Origin of the sequence: Vibrio sp. D401a (assembly GCF_030248515.1) — a bacterium.
Classification (GTDB): domain Bacteria; phylum Pseudomonadota; class Gammaproteobacteria; order Enterobacterales; family Vibrionaceae; genus Vibrio; species Vibrio rotiferianus.
In genome coordinates, this window is the sequence record NZ_JAHGAI010000042.1 from 32,893 (window position 1) to 59,146 (window position 26,254).

At 43.7% G+C, this 26,254-nt stretch carries 26 protein-coding genes and 1 tRNA gene; 9 read left to right on the forward strand and 18 right to left on the reverse strand.

Going from position 1 to position 26,254, the window contains the following annotated elements; translation table 11 throughout:
- Position 1: 1 nt before the first annotated feature.
- The 15 genes from tssG to KIV41_RS17250 all read right to left on the reverse strand — a co-directional run bounded on the left by tssG (position 2) and on the right by KIV41_RS17250 (position 17,014).
- Entirely contained in the window at positions 2 to 1,018 is a 1,017-nt protein-coding gene (tssG, locus tag KIV41_RS17180; protein WP_010452453.1) for a type VI secretion system baseplate subunit TssG, read from the reverse strand.
- The gene (gene tssF, locus KIV41_RS17185; RefSeq protein ID WP_010452454.1) at positions 982 to 2,751 is read right to left on the reverse strand and encodes a type VI secretion system baseplate subunit TssF; all 1,770 of its coding nucleotides are present in this window, start codon (positions 2,749 to 2,751) and stop codon (positions 982 to 984) included. Before tssF ends, tssG begins: the two co-directional genes overlap by 37 nt.
- 5 nt (positions 2,752 to 2,756) lie before the next feature.
- Positions 2,757 to 3,194: a type VI secretion system baseplate subunit TssE gene (gene tssE, locus KIV41_RS17190; RefSeq protein WP_010452457.1), complete on the reverse strand. Its 438-nt coding sequence runs from the start codon at positions 3,192 to 3,194 to the stop codon at positions 2,757 to 2,759.
- Between the two features lie 2 nt (positions 3,195 to 3,196).
- Positions 3,197 to 4,672 (reverse strand): type VI secretion system contractile sheath large subunit, encoded by a 1,476-nt coding sequence (tssC, locus tag KIV41_RS17195; protein ID WP_010452458.1) that lies wholly within the window; start codon positions 4,670 to 4,672, stop codon positions 3,197 to 3,199.
- A 42-nt stretch (positions 4,673 to 4,714) separates the two neighbouring features.
- On the reverse strand, positions 4,715 to 5,230 hold the full coding sequence (gene tssB, locus KIV41_RS17200; protein ID WP_252042580.1) for a type VI secretion system contractile sheath small subunit: 516 nt from the start codon (positions 5,228 to 5,230) through the stop codon (positions 4,715 to 4,717).
- 386 nt (positions 5,231 to 5,616) lie between these two features.
- Positions 5,617 to 6,621: a sel1 repeat family protein gene (locus KIV41_RS17205; RefSeq protein ID WP_285337097.1), complete on the reverse strand. Its 1,005-nt coding sequence runs from the start codon at positions 6,619 to 6,621 to the stop codon at positions 5,617 to 5,619.
- Between the two features lie 481 nt (positions 6,622 to 7,102).
- Positions 7,103 to 7,177, reverse strand: a tRNA-Gly gene (locus tag KIV41_RS17210).
- A 215-nt stretch (positions 7,178 to 7,392) separates the two neighbouring features.
- Complete coding sequence (locus tag KIV41_RS17215; protein ID WP_005388254.1) at positions 7,393 to 7,872, reverse strand: Dps family protein; 480 nt, start codon at positions 7,870 to 7,872, stop codon at positions 7,393 to 7,395.
- A 284-nt stretch (positions 7,873 to 8,156) separates the two neighbouring features.
- On the reverse strand, positions 8,157 to 10,157 hold the full coding sequence (locus tag KIV41_RS17220; protein WP_285337098.1) for a methyl-accepting chemotaxis protein: 2,001 nt from the start codon (positions 10,155 to 10,157) through the stop codon (positions 8,157 to 8,159).
- 67 nt (positions 10,158 to 10,224) lie between these two features.
- On the reverse strand, positions 10,225 to 11,484 hold the full coding sequence (locus KIV41_RS17225; RefSeq protein WP_285337099.1) for a hypothetical protein: 1,260 nt from the start codon (positions 11,482 to 11,484) through the stop codon (positions 10,225 to 10,227).
- Entirely contained in the window at positions 11,477 to 12,190 is a 714-nt protein-coding gene (locus KIV41_RS17230) for an ABC transporter ATP-binding protein (protein ID WP_285337101.1), read from the reverse strand. Before KIV41_RS17230 ends, KIV41_RS17225 begins: the two co-directional genes overlap by 8 nt.
- Complete coding sequence (locus KIV41_RS17235) at positions 12,190 to 13,425, reverse strand: FtsX-like permease family protein (RefSeq protein ID WP_285337102.1); 1,236 nt, start codon at positions 13,423 to 13,425, stop codon at positions 12,190 to 12,192. The genes KIV41_RS17230 and KIV41_RS17235 overlap by 1 nt, the downstream gene beginning before the upstream one ends.
- Positions 13,415 to 14,644, reverse strand: a complete 1,230-nt coding sequence (locus KIV41_RS17240; RefSeq protein WP_285337104.1) for an ABC transporter permease — start codon at positions 14,642 to 14,644, stop codon at positions 13,415 to 13,417. Before KIV41_RS17240 ends, KIV41_RS17235 begins: the two co-directional genes overlap by 11 nt.
- 66 nt (positions 14,645 to 14,710) lie before the next feature.
- On the reverse strand, positions 14,711 to 15,457 hold the full coding sequence (locus KIV41_RS17245) for an outer membrane lipoprotein-sorting protein (protein WP_054823773.1): 747 nt from the start codon (positions 15,455 to 15,457) through the stop codon (positions 14,711 to 14,713).
- Between the two features lie 117 nt (positions 15,458 to 15,574).
- The gene (locus KIV41_RS17250) at positions 15,575 to 17,014 is read right to left on the reverse strand and encodes a sensor domain-containing diguanylate cyclase (protein ID WP_285337117.1); all 1,440 of its coding nucleotides are present in this window, start codon (positions 17,012 to 17,014) and stop codon (positions 15,575 to 15,577) included.
- Positions 17,015 to 17,349: 335 nt separating this feature from the next.
- Between KIV41_RS17250 and KIV41_RS17255 the strand changes: the two genes are divergently transcribed.
- Positions 17,350 to 18,513: a threonine/serine exporter family protein gene (locus KIV41_RS17255; RefSeq protein WP_285337106.1), complete on the forward strand. Its 1,164-nt coding sequence runs from the start codon at positions 17,350 to 17,352 to the stop codon at positions 18,511 to 18,513.
- On the opposite strand, the gene KIV41_RS17260 is transcribed toward KIV41_RS17255, so the two are convergent.
- A complete protein-coding gene (locus tag KIV41_RS17260) occupies positions 18,510 to 18,776 on the reverse strand; it encodes an alternative ribosome-rescue factor A (protein ID WP_252042570.1) in 267 nt (88 codons plus the stop codon). The genes KIV41_RS17255 and KIV41_RS17260 overlap by 4 nt on opposite strands.
- A 369-nt stretch (positions 18,777 to 19,145) precedes the next feature.
- On the opposite strand from KIV41_RS17260, the gene KIV41_RS17265 reads away from it, so the two are divergent.
- The 4 genes from KIV41_RS17265 to KIV41_RS17280 all read left to right on the forward strand — a co-directional run bounded on the left by KIV41_RS17265 (position 19,146) and on the right by KIV41_RS17280 (position 21,184).
- Positions 19,146 to 19,355, forward strand: a complete 210-nt coding sequence (locus KIV41_RS17265; RefSeq protein WP_005433440.1) for a cold-shock protein — start codon at positions 19,146 to 19,148, stop codon at positions 19,353 to 19,355.
- A gap of 266 nt (positions 19,356 to 19,621) precedes the next feature.
- Positions 19,622 to 20,167, forward strand: a complete 546-nt coding sequence (locus tag KIV41_RS17270) for a YaeQ family protein (protein WP_038882964.1) — start codon at positions 19,622 to 19,624, stop codon at positions 20,165 to 20,167.
- On the forward strand, positions 20,154 to 20,696 hold the full coding sequence (locus KIV41_RS17275; protein ID WP_038882963.1) for a hypothetical protein: 543 nt from the start codon (positions 20,154 to 20,156) through the stop codon (positions 20,694 to 20,696). Before KIV41_RS17270 ends, KIV41_RS17275 begins: the two co-directional genes overlap by 14 nt.
- A gap of 128 nt (positions 20,697 to 20,824) precedes the next feature.
- Positions 20,825 to 21,184, forward strand: coding sequence for a glutaredoxin (locus KIV41_RS17280; protein WP_010452490.1), 360 nt, complete (start codon positions 20,825 to 20,827; stop codon positions 21,182 to 21,184).
- A 48-nt stretch (positions 21,185 to 21,232) separates the two neighbouring features.
- Here KIV41_RS17280 and KIV41_RS17285 read toward each other — a convergent pair whose 3' ends face one another.
- Positions 21,233 to 21,850, reverse strand: coding sequence for an OmpA family protein (locus KIV41_RS17285; RefSeq protein ID WP_038882972.1), 618 nt, complete (start codon positions 21,848 to 21,850; stop codon positions 21,233 to 21,235).
- Between the two features lie 233 nt (positions 21,851 to 22,083).
- On the opposite strand from KIV41_RS17285, the gene KIV41_RS17290 reads away from it, so the two are divergent.
- Together KIV41_RS17290 and KIV41_RS17295 are read left to right on the forward strand one after the other, a co-directional pair.
- Complete coding sequence (locus KIV41_RS17290; protein WP_038882962.1) at positions 22,084 to 22,716, forward strand: thiol:disulfide interchange protein DsbA/DsbL; 633 nt, start codon at positions 22,084 to 22,086, stop codon at positions 22,714 to 22,716.
- A gap of 14 nt (positions 22,717 to 22,730) precedes the next feature.
- Positions 22,731 to 23,204 (forward strand): FKBP-type peptidyl-prolyl cis-trans isomerase, encoded by a 474-nt coding sequence (locus KIV41_RS17295; RefSeq protein ID WP_010452495.1) that lies wholly within the window; start codon positions 22,731 to 22,733, stop codon positions 23,202 to 23,204.
- Between the two features lie 75 nt (positions 23,205 to 23,279).
- Here KIV41_RS17295 and KIV41_RS17300 read toward each other — a convergent pair whose 3' ends face one another.
- Positions 23,280 to 23,882, reverse strand: a complete 603-nt coding sequence (locus tag KIV41_RS17300; RefSeq protein WP_252042569.1) for a beta-phosphoglucomutase family hydrolase — start codon at positions 23,880 to 23,882, stop codon at positions 23,280 to 23,282.
- 77 nt (positions 23,883 to 23,959) lie between these two features.
- On the opposite strand from KIV41_RS17300, the gene arfB reads away from it, so the two are divergent.
- Positions 23,960 to 24,373, forward strand: coding sequence for an alternative ribosome rescue aminoacyl-tRNA hydrolase ArfB (gene arfB / locus KIV41_RS17305; RefSeq protein ID WP_045394462.1), 414 nt, complete (start codon positions 23,960 to 23,962; stop codon positions 24,371 to 24,373).
- A gap of 78 nt (positions 24,374 to 24,451) precedes the next feature.
- A complete protein-coding gene (locus tag KIV41_RS17310) occupies positions 24,452 to 26,221 on the forward strand; it encodes a methyl-accepting chemotaxis protein (RefSeq protein ID WP_285337109.1) in 1,770 nt (589 codons plus the stop codon).
- Positions 26,222 to 26,254: the final 33 nt, after the last annotated feature.

The window sequence follows — 26,254 nt, forward strand, 5'->3', positions numbered from 1 at the left end:
GTTATTGCCTTACCTGAATCAATACGTTTTTATTCGTTGTGTCGCTTCCAAGGAACGAGGTCCAACCCAGTGCGACACCTTGTTCTGGATGTAAACAAAAATCAGGGGCTTCACTCTCTTTCATCGTCAGTTCAACGTCATAGGCCATCTGCTCTCGTAAAATAAACTCGACCAACTTACACAGTGGCTGATGCTCTTTCCCAGATGGCAAGAAGTCTGCGAAGCGTTCCTGCGTTAAATTACCGATACAAATGACAAACTTGCCACTACAATCAACAACCGATTCACCAATGATTGAATCAATGCCAAGGCTCGCATTCTGCACGCCTAAACCTAATTGCTGACTTTTATCAATAAGCACCCGTCTTCTCACCCATTGCCTGATAGTGACATCTTCTAAGTCGAAACAATGGGCGATGATGCCTGCCACAACCTGTGGTGAGCGACTTCGACCAGCCAGCGTGCCTGCATACGCCAACATTTTGCACCAGTTAATCGGTGTTTCACCTCGAAGGTCAGGATCACCTAGTCCTACCAAGGCGAATAGCTGTGCAGAGAACTGGTCCTGTGCTCCCGCTTGAAAGCGAACGTAATAACGGTACTTTCGCCACACTCGATAAACGAGGTTGATCAAGCGGTTATTAAAAAAGTCTAAAAATGGCTGTTTAAACCCACCAGCTTCTTCCGTTGCTAACTGCTCCAAAATAAAGCTCGGTAAAGGCGATTGAGCTCCGGAAAGTCCAAAAAAGTTGGTTAAAAGCACTTGCCTTTCATCGTGTCGTGTTTCTAACGCCTTTACATCACATGGCGAAAACCCCAGACTTGGGTTTGCACTAAACACGAGGCGGCAGTGTCGCTCCCATTCTTCTGACTCTGGGTTTAAATCATTGAGTTTCTGCAACAATTCAACTAGTTGATAGAAACTGTATTCTCTAACTTTGGCTGACAGCTCACCCGTTGGGGGGTGAAATTCTTCACCGTCTAAATCAACGGCTGCATTCCACTCTGGGTTCCCCATGTGTATCTCTCTTTGTTCGTGACGTTCACCACGACGAGTTCGTGGAATGAGTTAATGCTGGCGTAGAGCGCAAAGAAGTGACTCAGTACCGTGCCAAACAAAAATAAGTCTCCTTCCGAGCCAAATCCGTTTTGGTCAATATGTAAAGTCGACTGTAGCCCTCGAACAGGTAAACCTCTTAGAATTTTGTCGACCGGATGAGACTCGATTTTTACGATTCCGTCTAAACGCATGCGAGCAACTCGTTCTGCCTGACGATCAACAAGCGCTCTAAAGTCGTAGGCTCTTAGGACGCAGCTCAGTGCCTCTTTCGACAATAATGACAGGTAGTTGAGTGACAAGTTGGAAATCAGCGTCCATAGCAAACTGCCATCTAGAACGGGTCTAAGCGATTGCGACGGGACGGTTATATTCTGGAATGTCGCAAATGGTGGTGAAGTATCGGTTGCAACACAAATATCACCCACTCCTAGCTCTAGTGGCAATAGGCGATTCGTACATGTAAGTTTAATTGAAACCGCTTCATCAACACCGACAGCAGATGTTTCATCTCCTCGAATAAACGAAATAAATGAATCAAATCCATCGCCTCGGATGCTTTCCTTCACTCTCGTACGGTAGTAAAGAGCTTGGCGATTACGTACACGTTCTACTTCGTGTTGAAAGCTCTCGAAAGACTCATAAACTCGCTTTGCACCTCTGATGCGTCTGCCTTCGGACTCTGTATCTTGCCAACCGACTACACTGTCAACGCTGAAAATCTCATAATGCGCAGGATAGCGACTAGAGGGGAAAATCCTGTACTCAGTGCGACGGCCGTTTAAGTCGACCGGATCTGCGTCATGTCTAAATAAATTGATAATAGGAGTGCAATAAAGTTGGAAGTTATCCTTTCTGACTCGCGTATCTGCTGGCAACGTTTTAGAAAAATGAATATTTAACGTAAATTCACCCGTAACAGATTTTGGTAAAGCGCTAGCAAGACCTTTCACGTCGAAAAAGTGGAATGCCTCGGGGAAAGATAAATACTCTTGTAAGATTCGGTAGCCGTCGTAGACATTTTTAGGGTAAGGCAACAGTGCTTGCTCGCTATCAAAACCGACTGTGGCAAATGCGTCAGCAGGTAGTGCAAACTCAACACCGTCAACTTCAACGGTCATTTTTTGTAGGTAATGGTGTAGCCACAAATACAAAGTTTGAGAGCTGTATTTGTCTCCGCCTAAGTAAAAGCGAAGCGTGCCAAGTTTGGCATCTCCTGCTGTCATGTCTCCTGTCATAGCAAGAGAGAGCTTTATGGTGGTTGCTTCACGAGTGTGCTCTGCGCTTACATCTTCGCATTGAAGTGGATAAAGCTCGACATCTCGACATGTTTTAAAATGGCAAGGCGTCCCAAATACAGGCTTGCTATCCAACTGAGTGCCACGAGTTATTACCTGCTTTTCGCTGACGCTTTTATCTGGCGCGAAGGCGACAACGCTCATACTAGGAATAGGACGCAAGTAGTTAGGCCAAAGCATATTAATAATTGAATGAGTAAGCTCTGGGAATTCGTCTTCTACTTTTTCACGCAGGCGTGCAGTTAGAAAGGCAAAGCCCTCTAGCAAACGTTCAACATCAGGATCTGTTGTTCGGCCATGAAGAAAGCGTGAAAGCTGAGGGTGGATTTCTGTAAACTCTTTCCCTTGCTCTTTTAGAAACGCGAGTTCTTCTCTGAAATACTTGTCTTGCGTCATAAAGGTTAAAACACTCGATATTTTCTGTTTTGATCCAATAACAGACTGAACTGGACTTTTTCGTGTAACGCTTCGCTATTAATCGTCGCGATAATATGAAACCTAAGAGTTAACGGATTGAACGTATCTTGTTCTGCGTTTACGACCACATGTGTCAGGCGAGGCTCATAACGCTCCAAACAATTTTGAATCGCGAGCTTGATACGAACTGATAAATCTAAGGTTTCGAGCGTTGCATCGTTAAAATCTACTAAGCCCAGATCCGGTGCACTTTGAGAACCACCGATCCGAGAGTTCAAAATGTTTGATACATTACGTTTAATTGAGTCGAGTACATCTGATGCGTCTGGCCCTTGGGTCAAAGACATCGGTTTGGCGTTGGCTTCCAAACGTTCAAAAAAGCCAACACCAAATGCACTCTCTTCAGGTGCTATGTGCGTCATAATCAAGCTTGATCTAGACGACCTACCAAAGAAAGCTCGAAGTTCGCACCCATGTATTTAAAGTGAGGACGAACTGAAAGCGATACTTGGTACCAACCTGGGTTCCCCTCAACATCAGCAACTTCAATACGAGCTGCACGTAATGGGCGGCGACTACGTACGTCTGCTGGTGGGTTCTCCTGGTCAGCCACATATTGCTTAATCCAAGTGTTTAGTTCACGCTCAAGGTCTTGGCGCTCTTTCCATGCACCAATTTGCTCACGTTGCAGTACCTTAACGTAATGCGCTAGACGGTTGATGATCATCATGTAAGGAAGCTGAGTACCCAGTTTGTAGTTGGTCTCAGCTTCTTTACCTTCCTTAGTATTCGGGAAGATCTTTGGTTTTTGAATTGAGTTCGCAGAGAAGAATGCTGCGTTATCACTACCTTTACGCATAGTAAGAGCGATAAAACCCTCTTCTGCCAATTCAAATTCCTTGCGATCTGTGATCAGTACTTCTGTAGGAATCTTGCTTTGCAGCGCACCCATTGATTCAAATACGTGTACAGGCAAATCTTCAACGGCACCACCGCTTTGTGGGCCAATGATGTTTGGACACCAACGGTATTTCGCAAAGCTATCAGTTAAGCGAGTCGCAAACGCAAACGCAGTATTACCCCACAGGTAATGCTCGTGAGAGCTGCTTACATTTTCTGTGTAGTTAAATGATTTGATCGGGTTCTCTGTTGGATCATAAGGAACGCGTAATAAGAAGCGTGGTGCTGTCAAACCTAAATAGCGTGCGTCTTCAGACTCACGTAGAGAACGCCATTTTGTGTACTTCGGACTTTCGAATGTAGACTTCAAATCTTTGATGTTTGGTAATTCTTCAAACGAATCAATACCAAAGAACTCAGGGCCAACACTCGAGATGAATGGAGCATGAGACATTGCACCCAATGCACCCATGTACTGTAAAAGTTTCATATCAGGTGTTGATGGCGAAAATGCATAGTTACCGATAATCGCGCCTGTTGGTTCGCCACCAAACTGACCATAACCTGACGAATAAACATGTTTGTACAAGCCCGCCTGACATGTTTCAGGAGCGAATTCAAAATCTTCTAGCAATTCATCTTTTGTTACGTGCAGAATTTCCACTTTGTTATTCTCGCGGAAGTCTGTGCGATCAATGAATAACTTAAGACCACGCCATGAAGATTCCATTTGCTGGTAGTCTGCGTTGTGAAGGATCTCATCCATCTGCGCGCTGACTTTCTTGTCCAGTTCAACCAACATTTGGTCAACCAAAGATTTGTTTACTGGCTCTTCTGATTGTGGAGAACCCAGTAAGTTTTCAATAAATGCAGCAACACCTTTCTTAGCGATATCATAGCCATCTTCACTAGGAGCAATGCGCGTTTGCTGCATGATCTCGTCTAGCAGGCTACCTTCCGCTAACTGGGGGGTTTCCAATACCGATTCAGTTGTAGACATTAAGTAAATCCTAAATTTTGATTAGTAACGAATATCGTTCAATTAAGCTTGAGGCTCTTCTTCTTTTTTCTCGCCGCCGACCAAGTTCAACTCAGCCAAAAGCTTTTCACGAGACTCTTCTGAATTCAGAAGTGTTTGAAGACGATCACGGAAAGCTGGAATATTGCCAAGAGGACCTTTTAGCGCAACCAATGCTTCACGTAACTCAATTAGTTTTTTTAATTCAGGTACTTGTGATGCCACTGCATCTGGTGAGAAGTCCGCTAGAGATTTGAAGTTCAGCTCAACTGGGAGGTCAGCGTTTTCATCATCTACGAGCTTGTTTTTTACTGTTGTAGAAATATGCAGCTCGCTTTCACGCATTACAGATTCAAAGTTGTTTTTATCAACTCGTACTGCTGAACGCTCTTCAAGCGGTGTTTCTTCTGGATGTCCTTTAAAATCACCCACTACGAGCGTTTTTAAAGGAAGTTCAATTTCAGCCTGTGCATCCCCTGTAGCCGGAATATATTTAATATTAATCCGCTCTTTAGGAGCTACACTTCCTTCTTTAGACATATGAAGTCTCCGATACCTTATGCCAATCGTTGTCGATAAAAATGTCAGTTCGATAAAGATCTGACTATGAATTTAAATAAAAAACTATCTGTGCGCCCTGTTAAAACAAGGCGCACTTTCTATTTATACTTTTGTAATTAATATTGATAGCAGGCCATAATTCCACTATCTAATAAGCCTCTAATTCAAAGCAGACAACCATAGAAAGAAAGTCTAATTAAGCAATAGCTCAATATTGTAATGCGCTTTGGTTATCTACGCTTAGAATTAATAAGCGGCATTCTATTCACGAAACATGAAAACTTTATCTAAAAATAAATAAAAACATGATCTCTATTCCATAATTAGTTGGTGTAATACTGATCATACTTTTATTAATCTTTTAGTTAATAATCCCAAAAAGTATCATGATTATAAAAAGGAGCATGAGACTTTATCTTATTTTCGAGAATTATTAATTTATTGTCATATGTATCATTGACAACTAAAGACAGATTAGAAAATAACGTTTCTACATTTGAATATAACGCAGGTAACTTGTCTCTACCTGCCGACTCTAAATAAACACTTAAATACGCCTTTGCTGTAACGAAATCAGAATCGACAAATCCGTACGGTTCGCTTTGATCAGTGAGTATTGACGCAAGGATCGGTAAGGACGTTAGATCGCCGGCTTCCATAGCTTTGACTCGCCACTCATATGCTTTTCCGTACATCTGAGCGGACTCTAAGTATTTGATGTAGTTTAAGATTGCTGGTAAGTATCCCGTCTCTGCTGCTTTTAAATAAGTGTGCCGAGCATTAGTTTCTCTGCTACCTGGTAAAACGAATGTGCCCTTTCCCGCTTCTATTTGGCTCGCTAAATCCATCAATGCATGAGGGTGGTTAAATGCGGCAGCGCGACTTAGGTAGTACTGTGAGAGTTCAGCATCACTACCCTTGTGATAAAGAGCAAGCTCATAAAAGGCTTGATCAGGCTCTTCCCTACCTAAGTTAATGACAGCGTTGTAATAATTCTTTTTCCAAAGATTACGCTCTTCTTTTTCCAACCAATTCGCATGTTGATAAAGAAACTGCATTGCTTTACGACTTCCACTTTTAGCCGCAATCATCAAATAGTGCTTACTCTCCGGGGGGGTTCTAATGGTACTTTTGTATGAAGCTAATTCCATTGCGTATAGATACGCAGCATTAGGGTTTCCGAGCTCTGCTGCGAACTTAAGATACCTACGCCCTTCTATATTCTTAAACTGCGCCCTTAAAAGCCTTCCTTTTTCAAAAGCCTCTACTGCTGAGAGATTATTTAAATCATAACTCCCTTCTTCAGCACTATTTACAATAGTGCAAAAAAGCCAAAGACTTAAAGCGAATAACCTTGTTACTGCTGACATTCCTGTCACCTTTAAAGCCAAAAACGTACAATCAATTCGTTCTATTAGTGAAGACAAATATCAATGTCAACCAAGACGTCCAATGCTCCATTTAATTTTATTTGAAGAGCAATATATTGAAGCAATAAACATTCCAGATATTGGCAACAGAGTTTTCAATAATGTCGTCAAACATCAGGCAACTTTTTGCCCAGAGAAACACAATAACTAACCAGCGAGCAAAAAACTGCCCACAAAACTGTCTTATTAATGAGTTCGCTGTTTATTATTAAGAGCGTGATATTGGTCCAGGCAATCAATTATTTAAATTTCAATTCTCACACCTAAATACATTACACCAAACGGTAAATGAGCTCTTGAGAGAAAATGGTAAGGGTTGCGGAAAATTATCGAAGTTAAAACATGGAGGTTATGTATATCTTGAGTACGAAAAAAAGATATGAGAACAAGAAAACGCTGAATAGCAGAGGTTAGATGAATTTGGAGCGGGCAGCGGGAATCGAACCCGCATCATCAGCTTGGAAGGCTGAGGTAATAGCCATTATACGATGCCCGCGCATCGAAGAGACAACTTCAATATGCCACAACTGTAGGAAAAGAAAAGCGCTTTTTGTTCAACTGCTTACTAATCAGCCAAATATAATCAAATGCTTGCACACGGCGCTCATTTTTTGTTTCATCACAACGAAATAAAGGAGCACTAATGTGCTCCTTCTAACTTATTCCCGATTGTTTCATGCGTTCCCAATGATTGTTTGGGTGATGCGTCGCTTAGCCTTGTAGGTAAGCGTTAAGCATCCACATGAGTTTTTCTTGTTCACGGATGTAGTCGCCCATCAATGCAGCTGTACCTTCATCGTCAGCTTCACCAGCGTTTTGTAGAATCTCACGCTGTTTTAGAAGTAGAACGCTAAAGCCTTGAACCAGACCTTGTACACACTCCTCACCAGAAGTCGCGTTTTGATGTTCTTTAATTTCACTTGCTTCCAAGTAGTTGCTGAATGCGTGCGCTGGCGTGTGACCCAAAGTTAGAATACGCTCTGCAAGCTCATCGATTTTTGTTTGTAGATCAGTGTAGATCTCTTCAAATTTTACGTGCAGTTCGAAGAATTGCGCACCTTTAATGTTCCAGTGGTAACCGCGAGAGTTCATGTACAACACTTGGTAATGCGCTAGCAGTTGATTTAACTGTTGAGCTAGTTGTGCTGATTGTTCGCTGTCTAGACCAATTAGGCTTACTTGTTTGTTCATAATCTTGCTCCTAGAAGGATGATACCAATCGTAGTAACGAACGATTCTCTTACCGGGATTGGTATAAAGTCTAAAAATTCTTTTGCAGTATTTGCTGCCGATGGAGTCATATTACGACTCCGGCTCGGTGAAGAAAATTTGGTTTTAGCTATGATTTAAATAGCCAATTCCAATGAGCAAGCAGACGAATATCGGCGTATCATTCAACAAAAAAGCCCCAACCATTTTCATGTAACAATGGTTGGGGCTTTTTCGCATTAGGTTAAGAGTTCAAGGTACCGCTTCTAAGTGGTCTTGAAAGCCGCCATTTGCTTATTCAACTCGGTAACTTGCTCTTTTACTTCAATCGAAGTTTCTGATGCTCGCTGACTGTTATTCGAAACTTCCTCCACTGAATGAGTGACATCTGACATCAATCCAGTGATCGAATTGGTTGCATGAGATTGCTGCTCTGCCGCTGCCGCAAGTTCTGCCATTTGTTCATTCAAAGAGCCAATTTGCTCAGTAGTAACAAGCAAACGAGTTACTGCTTTATCAATATGTTCAGCGCCCTGCTCCGCAAGTGATTGGCTGTGTTCAATCTCCTCAACCACAGAATTAGTCGAGCGTTGAATGGCATTGATGATACCGTTGATTTCTGTTGTCGATTCAGTCGTGCGTGTCGCCAACATACGAACCTCGTCAGCAACCACCGCAAAGCCTCGCCCTTGATCACCTGCACGCGCCGCTTCTATCGCCGCATTCAATGCCAGTAAGTTAGTTTGCTCTGCCAAGCCTTCAATCACTTCAGTAACACGCCCAATGGCTTCACTCTCTTTGCTTAACTGTGTCACTTGCGTACTGGCGGTTTCAATACTGCCGTGTAAGCTTTCCATGGTGACTTTATTTTGCTCTAGAGCATCACGACCTTGTTCAATCTCGCCTTTTGAATCAGAAAGCTTCTGCACCGATTGGTTGGCTTGATCCAAAGTGTTTCTTGCTGCGAGAGCAATCTCATCCAGTTGACGCCCCATTTCAACAATGTTGGTTTGTTGCTGTTCTATATTCAATGAAGTGACCTGAGCTGACTCCAACAGTGCTTCCATGCTGATATCAACCTGACTAGCTTTACCATTAACTCCGGAAACTATACCTGCCAAAGATTCGTTCATGCGGTTAATCGAATCGGTGAGATCAGCCAATTCATCTTTACCTACAACAACCAATGGAGGCTGAGAAACATCTCCTGAAGCGATCGTCTTTGCTCGCTCCGACAAGTTCTTCACTCGGCGACCAATGGTGCTGCCCATGTATTTTGAAATCGCTATTGCGGCAAACAAAACCAGCACCGCTGCAATCAACATGGTGGTAAGTACGTTTTTGATCGACTGATTGATACCCTGCCCGCTCTGATCGGCACGATTTTGCTGAGCCAGTACAATCGTCTCTAAGCTTTGGTCTAGAGCATCCGCAGCTGGTAACAGTTCGTTAGCCATCAGCAAGTTTGATTCGTTCCATTCTGGTGACTGACGCAATGCAATCACCTGCTCTGCCAGAGGAAAGTACAGTTGTTGCATTTCCTTAAACAGTGACCACAGTGATTGGTCGTTATCGGTGAGTCTATCCAGTTTGCTGTCGATTTCCGCTACAGACTGATTGTGGTACTTAATCAAGTCTTGGTATTTATCCAAGTAGCTTTGCTTCCCGTATAGCAGAAAATCTCGCAAAGCAGAAAGTGCATTGGCTAACGATGTGTAACTGTCGGCGTAGACTTTAAACAGGCGTTTTCTGTCTCCACCAAATGGGTTCCCAGACTCTTCATTAATTAGGCTTTGAAGCTGGTCAAGCGCCACTTCCGCTATAGGTGCTGCCTCGTTAATGAAGAGGTTGTGAGCAGGTAAGTTCTCGTCGCTGTGGCTAAGCTCCAGCAGCTTATTTAGAGACTCTTTTACTGTGTCCCATTGGCTTTGAACCGCTTGAAAGTCCTGTTGTGAGATCAAAGCTTGTAAAGTCGGAAGAGATTCGTCAGTTGACGCCATGATATTGCGCATATCTTCACTCAAGCGCATGCTCTGTTGCTCATCACCACCTAACAACATGTAGGCCCGAATAGAGGAAAGCGAGGCTTGAACGGATTGTTGGATACCGCGACTGATGTCTACGGTCGGTAAATCGGATTTAAGTAATGAAGAGGCATATTGCTCAACGGTGGTGACGTTGCGATAAGTAAATACCGCTGATGCCATAAAAAGTACGGCTAGCAGCACAAAACTGAGCTGCAACTTCCCTGATATCGTAAGGTTCATCCATAAACTCCTGACAACGATGAGCCCTAAATATAACTTTAACCATTAAAATGTTAAAGACATGTAATCAAAAAGAGTATTTTATATTAGCGAATAACAATATTGCTGGAGTGGCTCCAAATAAACTATCGTGATTACCATTAAAACTTTGGATCACGGTAAGCAACTGCCAGTCATTAGCGAGGGAGTAGTTACTCGACATACCAAGGAAATAAGAATGGTCATCGTAGTAGCTGAGCGAGAGCGTGACACGATTTAAAGGCGTTAAATCAAAGCTAACATCGGCGTACCATGTATTTCGTGTAAAGCTCAACGTTTTTGCGTCGAGAGGAAGGTTCAAATATGCCAATGCACTCGATATATCTTGCGGTTCGGAGATAAACAACCACGCTGCACGCCCCATCCAGCTGCGTTCTCCGCCAAAGCTGTAATCCGATTCAATACTGGCAACTGTGGTCTTTTCGGTCGGTTCACCCTCAAATTCTGGATCAATGGGATCAAACCACGTGAGCTCTCCACGTAAACCCACATCAAACACATCCGTTGCAAAACCAGCGCCGAGTACGTAATCCATCCGAGCTCGCCCAGCAATAAACTGATAGTCCCATCCCGATTGATTGGCGAAATAACGCAGTGAGGCACTGTCTTGCCCTGACTGACGAGCTGGTGAAAACACCAAATCTACCCCATCGGCAAAGCCTAGCTTCCTGCTCAGCATGACTGCATCCGTGCCTGCTCGTTCTTCATAGTCAAAATCGTAAATCGAATACGCATTGTAGATATCGTTTGGATTCCATATCGTATTCATCGACCAATTGATACGAAAGCGTCCTAGTTGCGCTCCCCAGTCATCTTGCTGCCAAGTGAGATATAGACGATCAAGCTGACTGTTAATGACCACATCATCTTCATGCCAGTTTTTGCTTAAATCCATGTAACCAGAATCCAACGCGACCAAATCGGCATAGCCAGGAAAGTCGGTAGAATCGCCCCAAAGAGCTCGATTTCTAAGCCCAACATTCACACGCCAGCTAGAGGAAAAACGGTATTCAAAGTTAAGTCGATTGTGTATCAGGTTATCGAACGTATTATCAGTGCCATCAGGAACACTGTAGGTTGCCATGTATTTGATGTAGCCATCCAAATCCCATGACTTTTGAGGCTCTAATCCGGGGACAGCAGACAAGGCGCCACCAGCCTGAAGGCTAAGCAGAGAAAGACTTAACGCCTTGATAAACACTGCACTTATGTTCGTTCTTGGCAAGTAAGTATGTAATCGGAGAGCGTTGGTACAAATCGCAGACAAATGGGAAACAGCTCTATGCATGCGACCTCTCTGCGCGATTATCAATATTGCTGAAATCACGCGCCAAACGACCGTCTTCAAACACGATAATTCGGTGTGCACGTTTTATCACTCTCGGGTCATGGGTCGAGAAGATAAACGTCGTTCCCTCTTGTTCGCTCAGTTGCTCCATAATGTCGAGCAGCTCCGCGGTGCTTTTGGCGTCTAGATTGGCAGTGGGTTCGTCCGCCATGACAAAACGAGGCTTTGGCGCTAAAGCACGAGCAACCGCAACACGCTGCTGCTGGCCGCCGGACATTTTACCTGGCACCTTATTCATTTGCTCCGCTAACCCCACTTGTTCAAGCAAGGACGTCGCACGTTCACCGCACTCTCGCTCGGTTTTTCCTTGCAGTTGCATGACGAATTCCACATTCTCAAGCGCGGTTAACACAGGTAACAAACTGTAGTCTTGGAAGATGAAGCCTATATTATCGCGACGATAGGCAATCAGTTCTTTTTCTGACATCGATGAAATCATGCAGCCGTCGATTTCCACTTTGCCAGAGCTTGGAGCATCAATACCGCCAATCATGTTCAGCAACGTCGTTTTACCCGAACCAGATGGTCCCATGATCGCAACAAATTCTCCCTGCTTAATCTCTAAGTCTACCGACTGCACTGCGTGCACAGGGTAATCACCATCGGCGTTGTAAATTTTAGTTAGGTTTTCTAGTTTGATGGTCATTAGCTTTTCTCCGCCATGGCATCCACTGGTCGATGCTTTAAGATTTGTCGTGCGGGATACAGTGCTGCAATAAAGCTAGCAACAAAAATCGCGACAATGATCATTTGGTATTCCGCTAGCGATACCCGCGGATAGAGCAAGGTATCTACGCCATAAGCCCCCAGCCCTTCCGCCATACTAGCCAGCGATAATCCAGTAGTACTCAGCACCTTGAGCATAATTGCACTCCCGAGTAACCCAAGCGCACAACCGCTTAATCCGAGGAACAAGGTTTCGAAAACGATCAACAAGCGTATCTTGTGTTTTTGCATGCCGACAGCCATTAACACCCCGAACTCTCGTGTGCGTTCAAACACCGACATCAGCATGATATTGATGATGCCAAGGGTCATCGCCAGCACAAACACCACGAGCATCACTTGGTTGGAAACATCCATCGTGCTCATCATGGTGGAGAGCAAAGGCTGGATCTCCTGCCAAGGTCTCACACTGAGCAAGCCTTTACTTTCCGGCGACAAAATAGAGTGAGTGAACGCCAGTAACTGCTTGAGCTCAGCATCGTTATTAGAAGTAAGGAGTATCGCAATTTCGTGCGTGCCACTCAGCCCCGCTACCTTTTCAAGATCCGCTTTTCGGACGTATACATTCCCGTCATCAAACCCTGTTGATGGTGTTTTGAATATGCCTCGAACACGAAATGCCGCACCTGCAACCTCCCCGTTCACATCAGACAGAGTAAGTACAACTTTGGAGCCGACGCGTAGCTTTAATCGCTCAGCTATCTTACTCGATACCAAAATCGGATTTCTGCCTTCTTCGCTCAGCCATTCTCCGTCGACAATATGTTTCGAGAGTGGCGTGATGTTTTGCTCTTGATCGATATTAATGCCATTGATGCGAATACCACGTGTACTGCGCGCCGACGCTATCATGCCATCTGCTAGAAATCGCTCAGAAATGGCTTTCACTTCTCGGTTACTCGCCAACACTTTGCTTATCTTTTCCGCATCGGGAATCACATCTTTTAGCTCAGGATTGACCAAGTAGGACTTTTGCTGGATCTGCAAATGACTGGTTTGCCAAGAGATGACGTTCTTAATCATGCTATCAACCAAGCCATTCATGAATCCCATCATGGCAACTACGCCCATCAAACCAAATACCATGGCACCGAGCATGATTGAGGTTCTCAGCTTGTTGCGCCACAAGTTACGCCACGCGAACTTAACCAGCATGAGCACCTCCTTTTAACCCAGCCGCAATGGGCATTCGAAGCATGCGAACCATTGGGTAAAGCAAACACAACAAAAGAATAAACAGCACGACGGCGATTTGATTGAGCAGTAAGTGTGGGTCGAGCGAAACAGGCACAATAGGTTCAAAACCACTTTCACGCATGAGCTTGGCAGCATCGCCGGTAATTTCGATTGGATTAAAGTAGAAATACCCCAACACAGGGGCACTCACAATAAGCCCAATAAGGATGCCAATGACGGACATAAACAGAGACTCTATCGTGAGCAGAAGGACAAGCTTGGAGCGCAGCATTCCGGTTGCCAGCATGACTACGAACTCACGTTGGCGTTCTAATGTTGTCATCAAGATAGTCGCAAACAAGCCAAAACCAACAATGCCGTAGAGAATGTAAATCAAGAAAATACCGCCCGCTTTATCCAAGGCGATTTGCTGAGCCATTTCTGGCGACAATTCCTTCCAATCTTTCACGGCGACATTTTTGCCATACTCGGCTTTAAGTTGTTCAACGGTATCAGGTAAGTCTCTTAGACTCTCCGTATTTAAAACCCATGCGGTGACTTGGTCATCCAATGAATACAGGCTTTGCGCTATATCGAGCGGCATGTACACCAACTGAGAATCAAGCTGCTGCAAAGGAAAATGAAGAATGCCCGAGATTTGATACAAACCTGCCGCGGTCTGTCCCCTATAACCGACACCGTAAAGCACCAATTCATCGCCAACCTTGAGTTGCAAATAATTCGCCAAACCACCACCAACTAGCACTGATTTTTGCCCTGATTGGATGTAGCTTCCCTCAATCAATTTGTCGCTGATATTGGAGTACTGATCTTCAGCTTCAGGCTCAACGCCTAGTACCATCACGCCTTTTGAGCGTTCATCTTTTGCGGCTAAAGCAAAAGACTCTGCCCGAGGTAATACCACATCAATATTGGGATTGTTTTTCGCCGCCGAAATGAAGGTGTTGGTTTGCGGCAAAACATCATCAATGCTGGAAGAGTCACCAAACTCGGGGTTTTGCAGTTGAATCAGACCTGTATAAAACTTGGCGGCATTTTTGATATTGGACGTGTAACTGCCTTCTTGAAACGCTCGCGTAATAAGCGAAAGAAACAGCACCAATGCCAACGCAGACGCCGTCAGTAGTGTCCTGCGTTTTTGTCGCCAGAGGTTTCGCCAAGCCAGTTTCACAAGCATTGATTCGCTTCCTTCCGTTGATGTTTGATTATCCGTTTCTTCTTTTAGCCGCTCATTTATCCAAACTTAGTCGCGCAGCGATTTCATCTGTTGCTGAGAGAAAAAGCTGTCATCGATATCGAAATCAAACTGCGCTTGGTGGGTGATGAGTACGGTTTTGTTCTCTGGCTTATCAAGCGGCTGCATTTCCATTCTGGTCGCTAATTTTCTCCCGCCGAGCTCTTTCACGTCATAAGTCGTCATCACGTTCACTCGCTCATCAAACTCATCGTAGAATTCCACTTTGCGCTGCAGGTAGGTCGATTTGGAAATCCACAAAGTTACTTTGCTCCAAACCACGGGAGCATCGGGCTTCGCAACGGCGTCTATCACCCAAACCTTGTCGCCATCAAACACATCCTCGCCTTTTAATTCATGTTGATAATCGACCACGATAGAGGACTGGTTTATCAAGTCATCATTGGTGAAGTCAGAGCCCATCCACGATTGGCTCAACATAGATGGCGCAATTTTGATGACGCGTTCAATACTCGGCACCCAATTCCACATTTCTCTCTGTCGTTTTAGAGAAGCGCTGCCCTTATCTTTGGCTGGCGCCGTGACCAACACCAAAGACAAATCCGTCCCTTTGGTCCAACTCTTCATGGTCATCGACCGAGTCCAATCAGGACGGATGATCTCCATTGTAGATTCGGTATAACTGGAATCACCGCGCATTGCTTGATCTGACTTTTGCACGATATCAAAAGCACTTTCAGCCACCGCAGTAAATGAAATGGACCAACACAACAGAGATAACAAAGCAGTACGCATAACCATCCTCGACACTGAAGTCCAACACTATTCGCGTCAGAAATAACAATAAAAACAGGGAGTTCAAATCAGTATAGCAAGGAGAGGATGAAGGTCAGCGAGAGCTCGCTCAAAGTTTTACTGAGCTTTACGAAGTAAAGGTGCCACGTTATCTCTACGTACACATTGGAAGACCGCACAGTTCTTACCCGCAGATTTGGCCTGATACATCAGAGCGTCAGCATCTGCCAGCGACAGTGGTGAATCAAACTCTGGATAGAACGCACACCCTAGACTGACACTGACTTTAACCACATGGTCGTCAATCATCACTGCATTTGCTGCGATAGCAATACATAGCTCTTCTGCAAGTTGTCGAGCACTAGCTTCTGTCAGACGAGAAGAAATAATGGCAAACTCTTCTCCTCCTATCCTTGCAAGCGACACCTCGGCTGGCATTTTCTTCTTCGCAGTATTAGCGACAGAGAGAATGACTTCGTCTCCACAAATATGGCCAAACCGATCATTGACGGATTTAAAGTCGTCAATGTCGAAAATCATTAACGTCAGGTTACAGCCCCCCGCACTATAACGTGATAACTGATCAATAAAATGGCGTCGGTTCTGTAGCTTCGTTAATGGGTCGGTCAGCGTCAGCTCTAAGAGTTTTTTATTGGCTAACGTTAACTCTTTCGTTTTTTGACGAACGGTTTTTCGCAAACTAAAAATATGAAACATCGCAGCCGCCGAAAACAGCACAATGGCCAGAGGAAGCAAATACATCGGATAGACTCTCTGAATATTGGTCCAACGATTAATAATGCGATCTTTTTCTGAATGGGGTATGTTTTCAAATTGACGAGACAAAGCTCCGATAGAAATAGGGCTGCTCTCTGATGCTGCAATTCGGAGATCTCGACTGTACAAATGCATAACTGGCACAAAGCTAAATATCACGTTGGATGTCGCTGAATGAAAGTTGACCACTTGCTCATCCGCAATAAACATTTTTATCTCTTGCCGCGCCGCTGCTTTTAATAGCAATTCATTATTTTCGTAAGTATTTACCTCTATATCAGGGTACTTATTAGTAATAAAGTACTCTTCATATCCCCCTTTCACGACTCCAATTTTCGTATCTGAATTGCCTCTTAGTGCCTCTTGGACATTCGAACCGACCAGTTCAGTCGCGAGATACAATTGTGTATCAATGGGCATAATGACTGCACCAAACTCTAGATATTCATCTCTTGGCTTGGAGTAAATGAGTCCAGCATGAATATGCGCTTTACCCTCTTCCACAGCACGCAACGATTCATCCCAGTCAAGCAACAAAAACTCGACTCGAACATGATTCTTTTCCGAATAGGCTTTCCAATAGTCGATTAAGATTCCAGCAGGTTCGCCATCTTCTGTTAGGTAAGAAAATGGTTTCCATGCTTTAGAGTTGGCAACAACTAAAGCGTTAGGCTCCGTTACGTGAGCATAACTAAAGCAAGGAAGGAAGATCGCCAGAAGAAGAACAAGGTAGAACCGTCCGACCTTAAGCCGTGTTAATACTTTATGCACGTACAACATCATACCTTTTCTCTACGCAAATACTGATGGGCTACAACCTTAGGTATAGCAAATAATGTGAGTGTAATTGAGTACCAAATGTGACGCATATCTAATTCACGATATCAATATTGAGAATTCTATAAATTTGTACTACTGATGTACACTGCCGCTAGCACTAAAGTGCTTCTTCGCAAATCCCAATTTCAAAGATTCTGGCTCTGCTTAAATAATCTACGAAATACCGCATGCCATCAGACCTAGAGCACAGTCCTGCTGTTCCCTCATATTCTTAGCTTCAAGAAAGCGATGAGCTTTGTTAACTTTAATGCAAAATTTTTGCAGTATAATTCAACATGCCTTCACAATATCGAATAAACAAAATTGTTGAGATTGGCGATACTCTCCATCGCAGTGGTTGCGCGCCTTACAAAGTAGAAAAGTACACTCAACACTACGCTCAAAAGCACGGGGTCGATGTAATGATCCAGGCAACGCCAACGGCTATCAATTATCAATTCCCCGACGACAACAATGCTGTTGTACTAAAACGCCTCAAGCTAGCTTCGATCAACTTAAGCTTGCTAGCAAATACCATCATACGTATTAACCAACCAAGCAGTGAACCGGTACCCGAACCAGCTGGCTATCCTTTGTGGGTGATAGCATTGGCAAACATGGGAATTCCACCAGCTTATTTGATGCTGGTCGGTAGTACTTTAGAGGCGGTTGGCTTTGCTTTCTTACTCGGCTTAATGGTTTGGGGATGCCAAATGGTATGTCGAGCACGCCGCGCTATTGCTGTCGAATTTATCGCTGCGCTTTTTACCGGCATCATCGTCGCATATCTTTCTAGTACAGGCTTGCCTATTCCGGTATGGGCTTTATGCATAGCCACTATTGTGCTGTTTGTTCCCGGCCTCTCCATTTCAAACTCTTTAGAGTGCTTAGCATTTAATGACTTGGTATCTGGCACCAGTTTATTAGGACAATGCGCTCTCACGCTGATCAAACTGTTTGTGGGCATTACAATGGGACTTAACATTGGCGAGGCCATTTGGGGGCAAGCACAATCTATCGCTTACACTAATGAAATTCCAACTTGGATGCATATCAGTGGCCTGTTTCTCATTTCAAGCTGTCTTGGCGTTATCTTTAATGCTCGTCCGCTCGATATTTTACTAGGTTTGCCAGTAGCAATGCTCGGCATGTGGGGGCCATTCTATCTAGGGTTTGACAGTGGATGGGTTGTCGGAACTTGGATAACGACTGTATTGATCACTTTATACGGCACTTGGATCGCAAAGAAAATGGAACTGACAGGATCTATTTATATCGTACAAGGGATCATTATTTTGGTTCCAGGCAGTCGTGTTTTGGTCAGTGCGAGTCAATCGGTGTTTGAACAGTCAATTCTGCCAATCCCAAGTATCGGGCTTTCTGCACTGTTTATGTTCTCTGCAATCGTTGCTGGGCAAATCACCGCATACTCCATTTACTCACCCAAAATAGAACGTTAAAACACAGCTCCGCAGTCACCCTCAAATAAGAAAAGAGCCCTATTCAAAATCCACTTTAGTGAAGACTTTGAATAGGGCTCTTTGCCTCTATGCTTCGCTTTCCGGTTGAAGCTTCCTTTACCTTTCTTCGCTTTTACTACTCTCGTCCTGAATAACTTGCTCGTGACTGCCGCTTTAAGTGCATTATCTTTGATTATCCCGCGTCCAAATTCTGTATCTAAACTCAATTCATCCGGGCAGGGATTATGTTTTAAACTACTCATACATACTCCTTATTGGTCAAACCAGATTGAACAATAATTTCGCAAACTAGTCAATTTTGTAGAATTAAATTCATAAATCTCTTGAAAAACTTCATGCTTGTTTCATTTATTTGCAACTCCATCAAAAAAACAGTGGTTAAAAAGTGACTAAATACAAATATTTCCATGTATCCTTCCGATATATGTTGACTCTCTCTGAATTTAACCTAGACTCAACGACGGCTAGAAAGAAAGTTCTTTGTTCTCACATTTCGTTGGATGATTAGTAAGTCCGCCGTCCTGTGGTACGCAATAGCAATTTATTTTTCCACGCTATAAGCGCCTGAAAGGCGAAGATTTACACAAAATTTAGATATTTAGGAAATAGACATGTCTAACAAAGCTACTGGTACAGTTAAGTGGTTCAACGAAACTAAAGGCTTCGGTTTCATCCAACAAGAAAACGGTCCTGACGTTTTCGCTCACTTCTCTGCAATCCAAGGTGACGGCTTCCGTACTCTTGTTGAAGGCCAGAAAGTAGAATTCGAAATCACTCAAGGTCAAAAAGGTCCACAAGCTGAGAAAATCACTCTAGTTTAAGACTTATAGATTTTGATATAGTAGCCAGCTTTTAGCTGGCTATTTTTTTGCCTAATTTTTACAAGATTACTATCTGCATATATGTAAAACACTAACTTTACTCAATAAAATGCAAACTCAGCTTTAGAGTTGATGTATCCTAGTGCCACGACCTTGCTATACCTCAACAACCCTAAGGTATTTAGCATCATATCTAATGTTATTTTGTACGACTGAGACTTTGATAGGGATAACAACCTCCTCACACATTGAGACTGACTAAGAACATGGCTCTGAAACCCACTATTTATAAATTTCGTATCGCTATCTCTGATATGAACAACGACTACTACGATTCGAAAAACCTGACGATCGCTCTTCACCCTTCAGAGAAACCGCAACGAATGCTAGCGCGCATTTTTGCTTTCTGCCTAAATGCACAGGACGAACTTGAGTTCACCAAGGGCCTTTCTACAACAGAAGAACCCGATCTATGGCATGTGGAAGACGACCAATCCATTACCCACTGGATTGAGATTGGAGAGCCTGAGCCAGACCGCATAAAAAAAGCGACTCGCCTTGCAAAGCATGTGAAGGTTTATACCTACAACACAAAAGCGTCGGTATGGTGGGATAAGATGGCAGGTAAGTTTGGTATGCTCCCTGTGGATGTCGCAAGCCTAGATTACGACGCAATTGACATGATCGCACAACATCTTGATCGTGGTACTAGTCTGTCTGTGATGATCACTGGCACCTCTATTTTTGTTGATATCAACGAACAACATATTGAAGTAACAGTAAGGGAATTGCAGACGAATGACGCCTCTTAAAGAATTTATTGAAGAGATAGGTGTCAAGAATATTCCCTTTGTATGTCAGCATAAAGCAGCTAGACGACGTTGGACGAAAGAACAAGCGCCCCTGTTCATAAAAGTATGTGAAAACAAGCCTGATACGGCACCTGCGCTACATCTACTTGGATTGTTGACTAAATCTCACATAGAAGCGAGTGCACTGTATGAACAGCATTCAACGTCAGCACATCACATGCAACAAGTTCTAAATGACACGCTAGGTGAAGAGCACGCTGAGAAGTTCACTAATCAGTCAGCCGAGGACTTAGTATTGGTGACACACTTGTGGCTATACACCCAAGGTTACCTAAATATGGATTTTAGCCTCGCTCACGATCACGCGGAGCAAACCCAGAATACTTTGCAACATGAGCTCGTGATAAAACGAATGGATTTAGATGCCTTTCGTACTGATTTGATGCAAAGCTTCTACATGGGTAAAGAAGTAAACCCAGCAAAAAAACAAGGGCTGTTTAGTTGGGTTAAGCGCTTATTTTCCTCATAAAAAACATGGTTTTGTCAAAACCAAACACCTGATAGACTACGCCCTCACATGCAACGACTTTCTTCGCTGAAATAAGTTCGTTGCATGAAACTCAAGGACACTTATCCACTGAACATCAAGGGATCATTATGAAGTTTATCCGTTGGATTTTGGGAAAAATCATTCTACTTCTCAACGCAGTATTCTCACCTCGCGGCGTAAAACGCTCAGCAGAAGAACAGAAAAGTGTTGATGACAAAGCGAAAAACTACGCACTGTACCAATTTGAAGCTTGTCCTTTCTGCGTAAAAGTTCGTCGCGCGATGAAGCGTCAATCAGTGAATATTGAAGTACGTGATGCGAAAAACGACCCAGCCCACCGTGAAGCACTAGAACAAGGTGGCGGTCGAGTGAAAGTACCTTGCCTTCGCATTGAAAAAGAGGGTGAAACACAGTGGTTATACGAGTCGTCAGACATCGTCGCGTACATCGAAAAAGAATTTGCCTAAGTTCCCCCTAGAACAAAGGCAAAAGAGGCACCTAGTCAGTGCCTCTTTTTATTGATTGACGATCAACATGAGTTCTACGCGTCGATTACAGGCTTTTCCTGTAGAGCTATTGTTGCTGCACTTAGGAACCAATTCACCAAAACCTCTAGAAAACAAACGCTGTCGGGGAATCATTGTAAGGAGCTGACTTTCGACTTCTTTCGCTCTTCTTTCGGATAATCCCTCGTTGTATGACTCTGCACCAGAGCTATCTGCATGCCCATCAATCACAACATCGACATCAGGGCGACTTGACAGATACTGGCCTAAATTTTGAATCCAATTTTGAGAGTTCGCTGATAAGCGAGAGGAATCAAACTGAAAGTTTATTTTTTCTTTCAAGCGTATCATGACATTCTCACCAGCTAGTACCTCATGTGCAATCTGATTACGATCAAGGTACATCTCTAGGGAAGTCACGCCTTGGGGCTTTTTTTCATCGTACTTCACCGCTGTAACGTGCTGCTTAGCCGAAACATAAGGTATCGTGCTATAACCCCACTCTGGATGCCTTAACTGCTCATTTGATCTTGGAGCAACATCCAGCATGTTTCCCGGAATCATCTCCGAATCAAGACTACCGCACCCACTCAAAATGCCGCAAATGACCAAATACCAATACTTCATACGAATCCCAATACAGTAGTTGATTATGATATTAATCGGCGGGCTTGAATCAAGCTTTAGCCAATTGGAACCAAAACGTTGTTTTGCTTGTGTGAAAACCAAGCACAATCCATGCCATTTAGCTCAGTGTTGAAGCACTTTAAAACCATTAGTGTAACAATACATTTAAACGGTTTTCGTCTGGCCTTTTAGCCTATAAACTAAGGTATAACCACTTAATTTAGAGCCACTTTATGTTTAAAACTATTTCTAAAGGCGCTGCACTTTTTGCGACAGTATTTGCCCTTTCGGCTTGTGACAACGGCAATAGTCAGCCACAACAAGGCAAGCAATATGAAGAGCTACCTGTTTCTCTTGCTGAATATAACCTAGCGCCAGTTACTGAAGTTTTCTCTCTAACTTGCGGCCACTGTCGTACGATGGAACAGTTCGTTCCTCAGATTGAATCGTTGACAGAACAAAAAGTTGAGAAGATGCACGTTACCTTTAATGAGAGTGCACAGATCAGCGCGATCATCTTCTACACAGCAGCAATGCAAGTTAACGGCACACCAGACAAAGCATTTATGGAAGAGCTGTTTGCGGCAGTTCAAATGGGTGCAGATGCAACAGCAGATGAGCGCCAAGCAGCAGTTGAGAAAGCTTTTGAGTCTCGCAACCTAGTAAGCCCATACCAGCTAGACGACGCGCAACAAGCAAAACTGTTTGAATACATCACCAAAGCAGAAGAGATCACTACTCGTGGTCAAATTAACTCAGTTCCAGCGTTTATCGTAAACGGTAAATACCAAGTGATCACTGGCGGTCACGAAACCGTTGAAGCTATGGCTGACACAATCAACTATCTGCTAAAACAACCAAAATAAGACAAGGAGCTACTGTGTCTAAATTTCTGTTTCCTCTTATTATTTTCGTCCTAGCGGCATTCTTTATTTACCGCACTTGGACCAACCACAAAGTGGCTGATGAGAACTTTTCTAAAGGCCAAGAATTCCTGCTTGAGAACAGCAAGAAAGAAGGTGTAATTACCACAGAGAGTGGCCTGCAATACCTAGTGCTTGAGAAAGGGACTGGTGATGTTCACCCAACAGCGACTAGCAAAGTGAAGGTGCACTACCATGGCACACTGATCGACGGCACGGTTTTCGATAGCTCTGTAGAGCGCGGCGAGCCAATCACATTCGGCCTAAACCAAGTGATTAAAGGCTGGCAAGAAGGTCTGCAATACATGGTTGTGGGTGAGAAAATCCGCCTGTTCGTACCAAGCACACTTGGTTACGGTAAAAACGGTACGGGCCCTATCCCACCAGCAAGTGTCCTGATCTTTGATGTGGAACTATTGGACATCCAATGATTCTCAGTGAGAACAAAAAACGCCGCGTCGATTGCGGCGTTTTTTATTGGACGAGCTCTTCTGAACAGTAGTTAATTAAGCCTTTGGATAAAAGACCAACTTATCCCCTTCCACCATCACACAATCCATACCTGCAGCGTGAGCGGCTTTCTTGCCTAACTCGGTATCTTCAAACACCACACAGTCTTGTGCTCCTAAGCCAAGCTGATCTGCGGCCATTAGAAAAGTGTCGGGGAAAGGCTTATGATTTTCTACGTCTGTCGCGGTTACCACGGCGTTAAGCTTCTTCAAGATGCCTGCTTTAGCTAATAGACGCAGTGCACTTTCACGTTGGCTACCTGTACCTACTGCAATTTTCTTATGGCCAAGATGCTCATCCAAAACGCTATTCGTGCATGAAATGATTTCACCGTGTTGTTCCATTTCAGCAAACGTGTCCATTTTAAAACGCGACACAGCTTTAGGATCGAGAGATAAACCATGCTGGCGGTTCACTTCACCGACAATTTTGAAACTTGGCATTCCCCCTAAACTGTGAAGCCAATCTTGGTGGAATGGAAAGTTAAAACGATCTGCCGTTGCTTGCCAAGCCGCTAAATGCGCTGGCATGGTATCAATTAAAGTGCCGTCCATATCAAAAATCAGGCCTTTGTAGGGGCTTAAATCAATCGTGTTCATCGCTATTCTTCTACTTTTACATTTCAATATGGTAATTTATCAGTCATCGCTGTAACCCCTATTGGCATTTATCAAATATGCTCAAAATTTCGAACTCTGTCACAATTCAAGACTGGGAAATCCAACTTGCTCCCATAAGAGCTCAAGGTTCTGGCGGTCAAAACGTTAATAAGGTATCGTCCGCGATACATTTACGCTTTGACGTACATCATTCCACGCTTCCCCAATTCTACAAAGATCGCTTACTAGCTATGTCTGACAGTAGAATATCAAAGGAAGGAGTGGTGGTAATTAAAGCGCAAACGTACCGGACACAAGAGCAGAATCGAGAAGATGCACTGAATAGATTAGCTGCCCTGATTCAATCTGCGAGTCATCAACAAAAGAAGCGAATATCGACTAAGCCAACAAGAGCTTCACAACGACGCCGCTTAGATAATAAAACCAAACATGCGGCCAAAAAAGAACACCGAAAAAAGGTGTCATTCTAAAACGTCAAAAGCTAGAGCCATTACATTTAAAGACCAGCATAGGTCTCAATTTTTAGTCAATTATTCAGGATTAACATTATGACTATTAGGCAAAAGCTCTATTCATTAGGCATCATCGCTATTTTAGGTATCATTACCCTCTTAGGCACCTCGTCACATTTTGCTGAACAAAGCAAAGAACTTAACCACGCCATTAAGCTAGTGGGCGACTTAGAAATCAGACTCTTAAACTTACGTCGTAATGAAAAGGACTTTCTATTAAGAAGTAATGCCAAATATCTTGGCAAGTTTGACCAAAACGTTGAGCAGTTTGTCATTGTGGAAAATGAACTCGCTCATATTTTGCAATCTCATCAACTCCCTTCTAGCCAACAATTTAAACAAGACTTGCTTACCTATCAGAAAGATTTTCAAATCTTAGTCTCTGCTTTTAAGAAACTTGGCCTAAACAACGAGCAAGGCTTATTGGCTTCCTATTCACATGCCCTTGAAAAGGCAGAGAAATACGCAACCAATGAGCAACTTTTATCTCTTCTTAAATTTGACCAATTGGTTCGAACTGGTGAAGTCGATACATCATTAGTATCGGGTATCGATAACGCAGAGCTTCTTAGCGCCGCTCAAGCCGTTGCTAGCCAAAGACAACTGATTGGGGTTTCATACAACAAGGGCTTGCTCGGTGAAACTCGCTCAGCCTCTCACGCAGTTGAAGAGCAGTTCAAGAACTTCTCTAGTGCTTTAACAAAAGCTTATTCAGACCGTGAAGCTCAGATGACGCTAATAAAGCAAGGAACAAGCGTTGTTATCTTAGCGATGATTGCATTGATCATACTTCAAATCTCTCGCTCCATTAACTCTCGTGTTTCAACCTTGCTTGCCACCATCAAGTCTATCAGTGAAACCAACGACATGGGGATTCGTTCTACGCTAGAAGGAAAGGACGAGCTGGTATCAATTAGTCATCACCTTAATGACTTGTTAGATAAGTTAGAGGATTTGATTAAAGGAACACAAGAAAAATCGGGCGTTCTTTCATCCAGCACGGATAACATGCATCGCGAGCTTGAAGGCGTTATTGAACAGTTCCACAATCAAGCTGACCATACGTCTTCAATGGCTACAGCTGTACAACAAATGGTCGCTACGATCGGTGAAATCTCTCAGAGTACATCCGTTGCTGTCGAAGGCGTTCACCAAGCTTCAAACAATGCAGAAAGTGGACGCGAAGTTGTTGAGTCAACCGTAACAAATGTTGGTCAGCTAACCGGAATTCTGTCCAACAGCCAGCAGTCAATTGCATCTCTGAACAGTCATGTTGATAAAATTGGTGGTGCCGTAAATATCATTCAAGAAATTGCAGAACAAACTAACCTACTTGCTCTAAACGCTGCTATCGAGGCTGCCCGTGCTGGAGAACAAGGTCGAGGATTTGCTGTCGTAGCTGATGAAGTGCGTGCGCTTGCAAGCCGTACACACCAATCGACTGAAGAAATCACAAGAGTGGTTTCTGATATTCAGTCTCAGATGTCGACAGTGGTTGCAGACATAGATCAATGTAATGACCAAGGGCAACAAACTTTGCATGCATCAGAGAAACTAGACTCAAGCCTGCAACAAATCATCACCGATATGCATTCGATTCAAGCGAATTCAGAGCGAATCGCTTCGGCAATTGAAGAGCAAGGGATTGTGATGAACCAAGTGAGTGAGTCAATCACTGAACTGAATGTTATCTCTGACAATAATATGCGTTCAGCCCAAGAGTGCTTGCAAGAAGTAGATAGTGTCTCTGCACAAGCCCATGACATGGATGCCGCAGTAGCTGAGTTTAAAACTCGCAATGCTTAACTCAGCCTTTCCAATATTGAAATAATCTTAAGC

Coding starts and splice junctions, on each gene's coding strand:
- KIV41_RS17240 (WP_285337104.1), bottom strand. CDS start 14,644: ATGCTTGTGAAACTGGCTTGGCGAAACCTCTGGCGACAAAAACGCAGG.
- KIV41_RS17270 (WP_038882964.1), top strand. CDS start 19,622: ATGGCTCTGAAACCCACTATTTATAAATTTCGTATCGCTATCTCTGAT.
- KIV41_RS17275 (WP_038882963.1), top strand. CDS start 20,154: ATGACGCCTCTTAAAGAATTTATTGAAGAGATAGGTGTCAAGAATATT.
- KIV41_RS17230 (WP_285337101.1), bottom strand. CDS start 12,190: ATGACCATCAAACTAGAAAACCTAACTAAAATTTACAACGCCGATGGT.
- tssB (WP_252042580.1), bottom strand. CDS start 5,230: ATGTCTAAAGAAGGAAGTGTAGCTCCTAAAGAGCGGATTAATATTAAA.
- tssC (WP_010452458.1), bottom strand. CDS start 4,672: ATGTCTACAACTGAATCGGTATTGGAAACCCCCCAGTTAGCGGAAGGT.
- KIV41_RS17255 (WP_285337106.1), top strand. CDS start 17,350: ATGCCTTCACAATATCGAATAAACAAAATTGTTGAGATTGGCGATACT.
- tssE (WP_010452457.1), bottom strand. CDS start 3,194: ATGACGCACATAGCACCTGAAGAGAGTGCATTTGGTGTTGGCTTTTTT.
- KIV41_RS17220 (WP_285337098.1), bottom strand. CDS start 10,157: ATGAACCTTACGATATCAGGGAAGTTGCAGCTCAGTTTTGTGCTGCTA.
- KIV41_RS17250 (WP_285337117.1), bottom strand. CDS start 17,014: ATGTTGTACGTGCATAAAGTATTAACACGGCTTAAGGTCGGACGGTTC.
- KIV41_RS17265 (WP_005433440.1), top strand. CDS start 19,146: ATGTCTAACAAAGCTACTGGTACAGTTAAGTGGTTCAACGAAACTAAA.
- KIV41_RS17310 (WP_285337109.1), top strand. CDS start 24,452: ATGACTATTAGGCAAAAGCTCTATTCATTAGGCATCATCGCTATTTTA.
- KIV41_RS17245 (WP_054823773.1), bottom strand. CDS start 15,457: ATGCGTACTGCTTTGTTATCTCTGTTGTGTTGGTCCATTTCATTTACT.
- KIV41_RS17225 (WP_285337099.1), bottom strand. CDS start 11,484: ATGCATAGAGCTGTTTCCCATTTGTCTGCGATTTGTACCAACGCTCTC.
- tssF (WP_010452454.1), bottom strand. CDS start 2,751: ATGACGCAAGACAAGTATTTCAGAGAAGAACTCGCGTTTCTAAAAGAG.
- KIV41_RS17290 (WP_038882962.1), top strand. CDS start 22,084: ATGTTTAAAACTATTTCTAAAGGCGCTGCACTTTTTGCGACAGTATTT.
- KIV41_RS17300 (WP_252042569.1), bottom strand. CDS start 23,882: ATGAACACGATTGATTTAAGCCCCTACAAAGGCCTGATTTTTGATATG.
- KIV41_RS17205 (WP_285337097.1), bottom strand. CDS start 6,621: ATGTCAGCAGTAACAAGGTTATTCGCTTTAAGTCTTTGGCTTTTTTGC.
- KIV41_RS17215 (WP_005388254.1), bottom strand. CDS start 7,872: ATGAACAAACAAGTAAGCCTAATTGGTCTAGACAGCGAACAATCAGCA.
- KIV41_RS17285 (WP_038882972.1), bottom strand. CDS start 21,850: ATGAAGTATTGGTATTTGGTCATTTGCGGCATTTTGAGTGGGTGCGGT.
- arfB (WP_045394462.1), top strand. CDS start 23,960: ATGCTCAAAATTTCGAACTCTGTCACAATTCAAGACTGGGAAATCCAA.
- tssG (WP_010452453.1), bottom strand. CDS start 1,018: ATGGGGAACCCAGAGTGGAATGCAGCCGTTGATTTAGACGGTGAAGAA.
- KIV41_RS17260 (WP_252042570.1), bottom strand. CDS start 18,776: ATGAGTAGTTTAAAACATAATCCCTGCCCGGATGAATTGAGTTTAGAT.
- KIV41_RS17235 (WP_285337102.1), bottom strand. CDS start 13,425: ATGCTGGTTAAGTTCGCGTGGCGTAACTTGTGGCGCAACAAGCTGAGA.
- KIV41_RS17280 (WP_010452490.1), top strand. CDS start 20,825: ATGAAGTTTATCCGTTGGATTTTGGGAAAAATCATTCTACTTCTCAAC.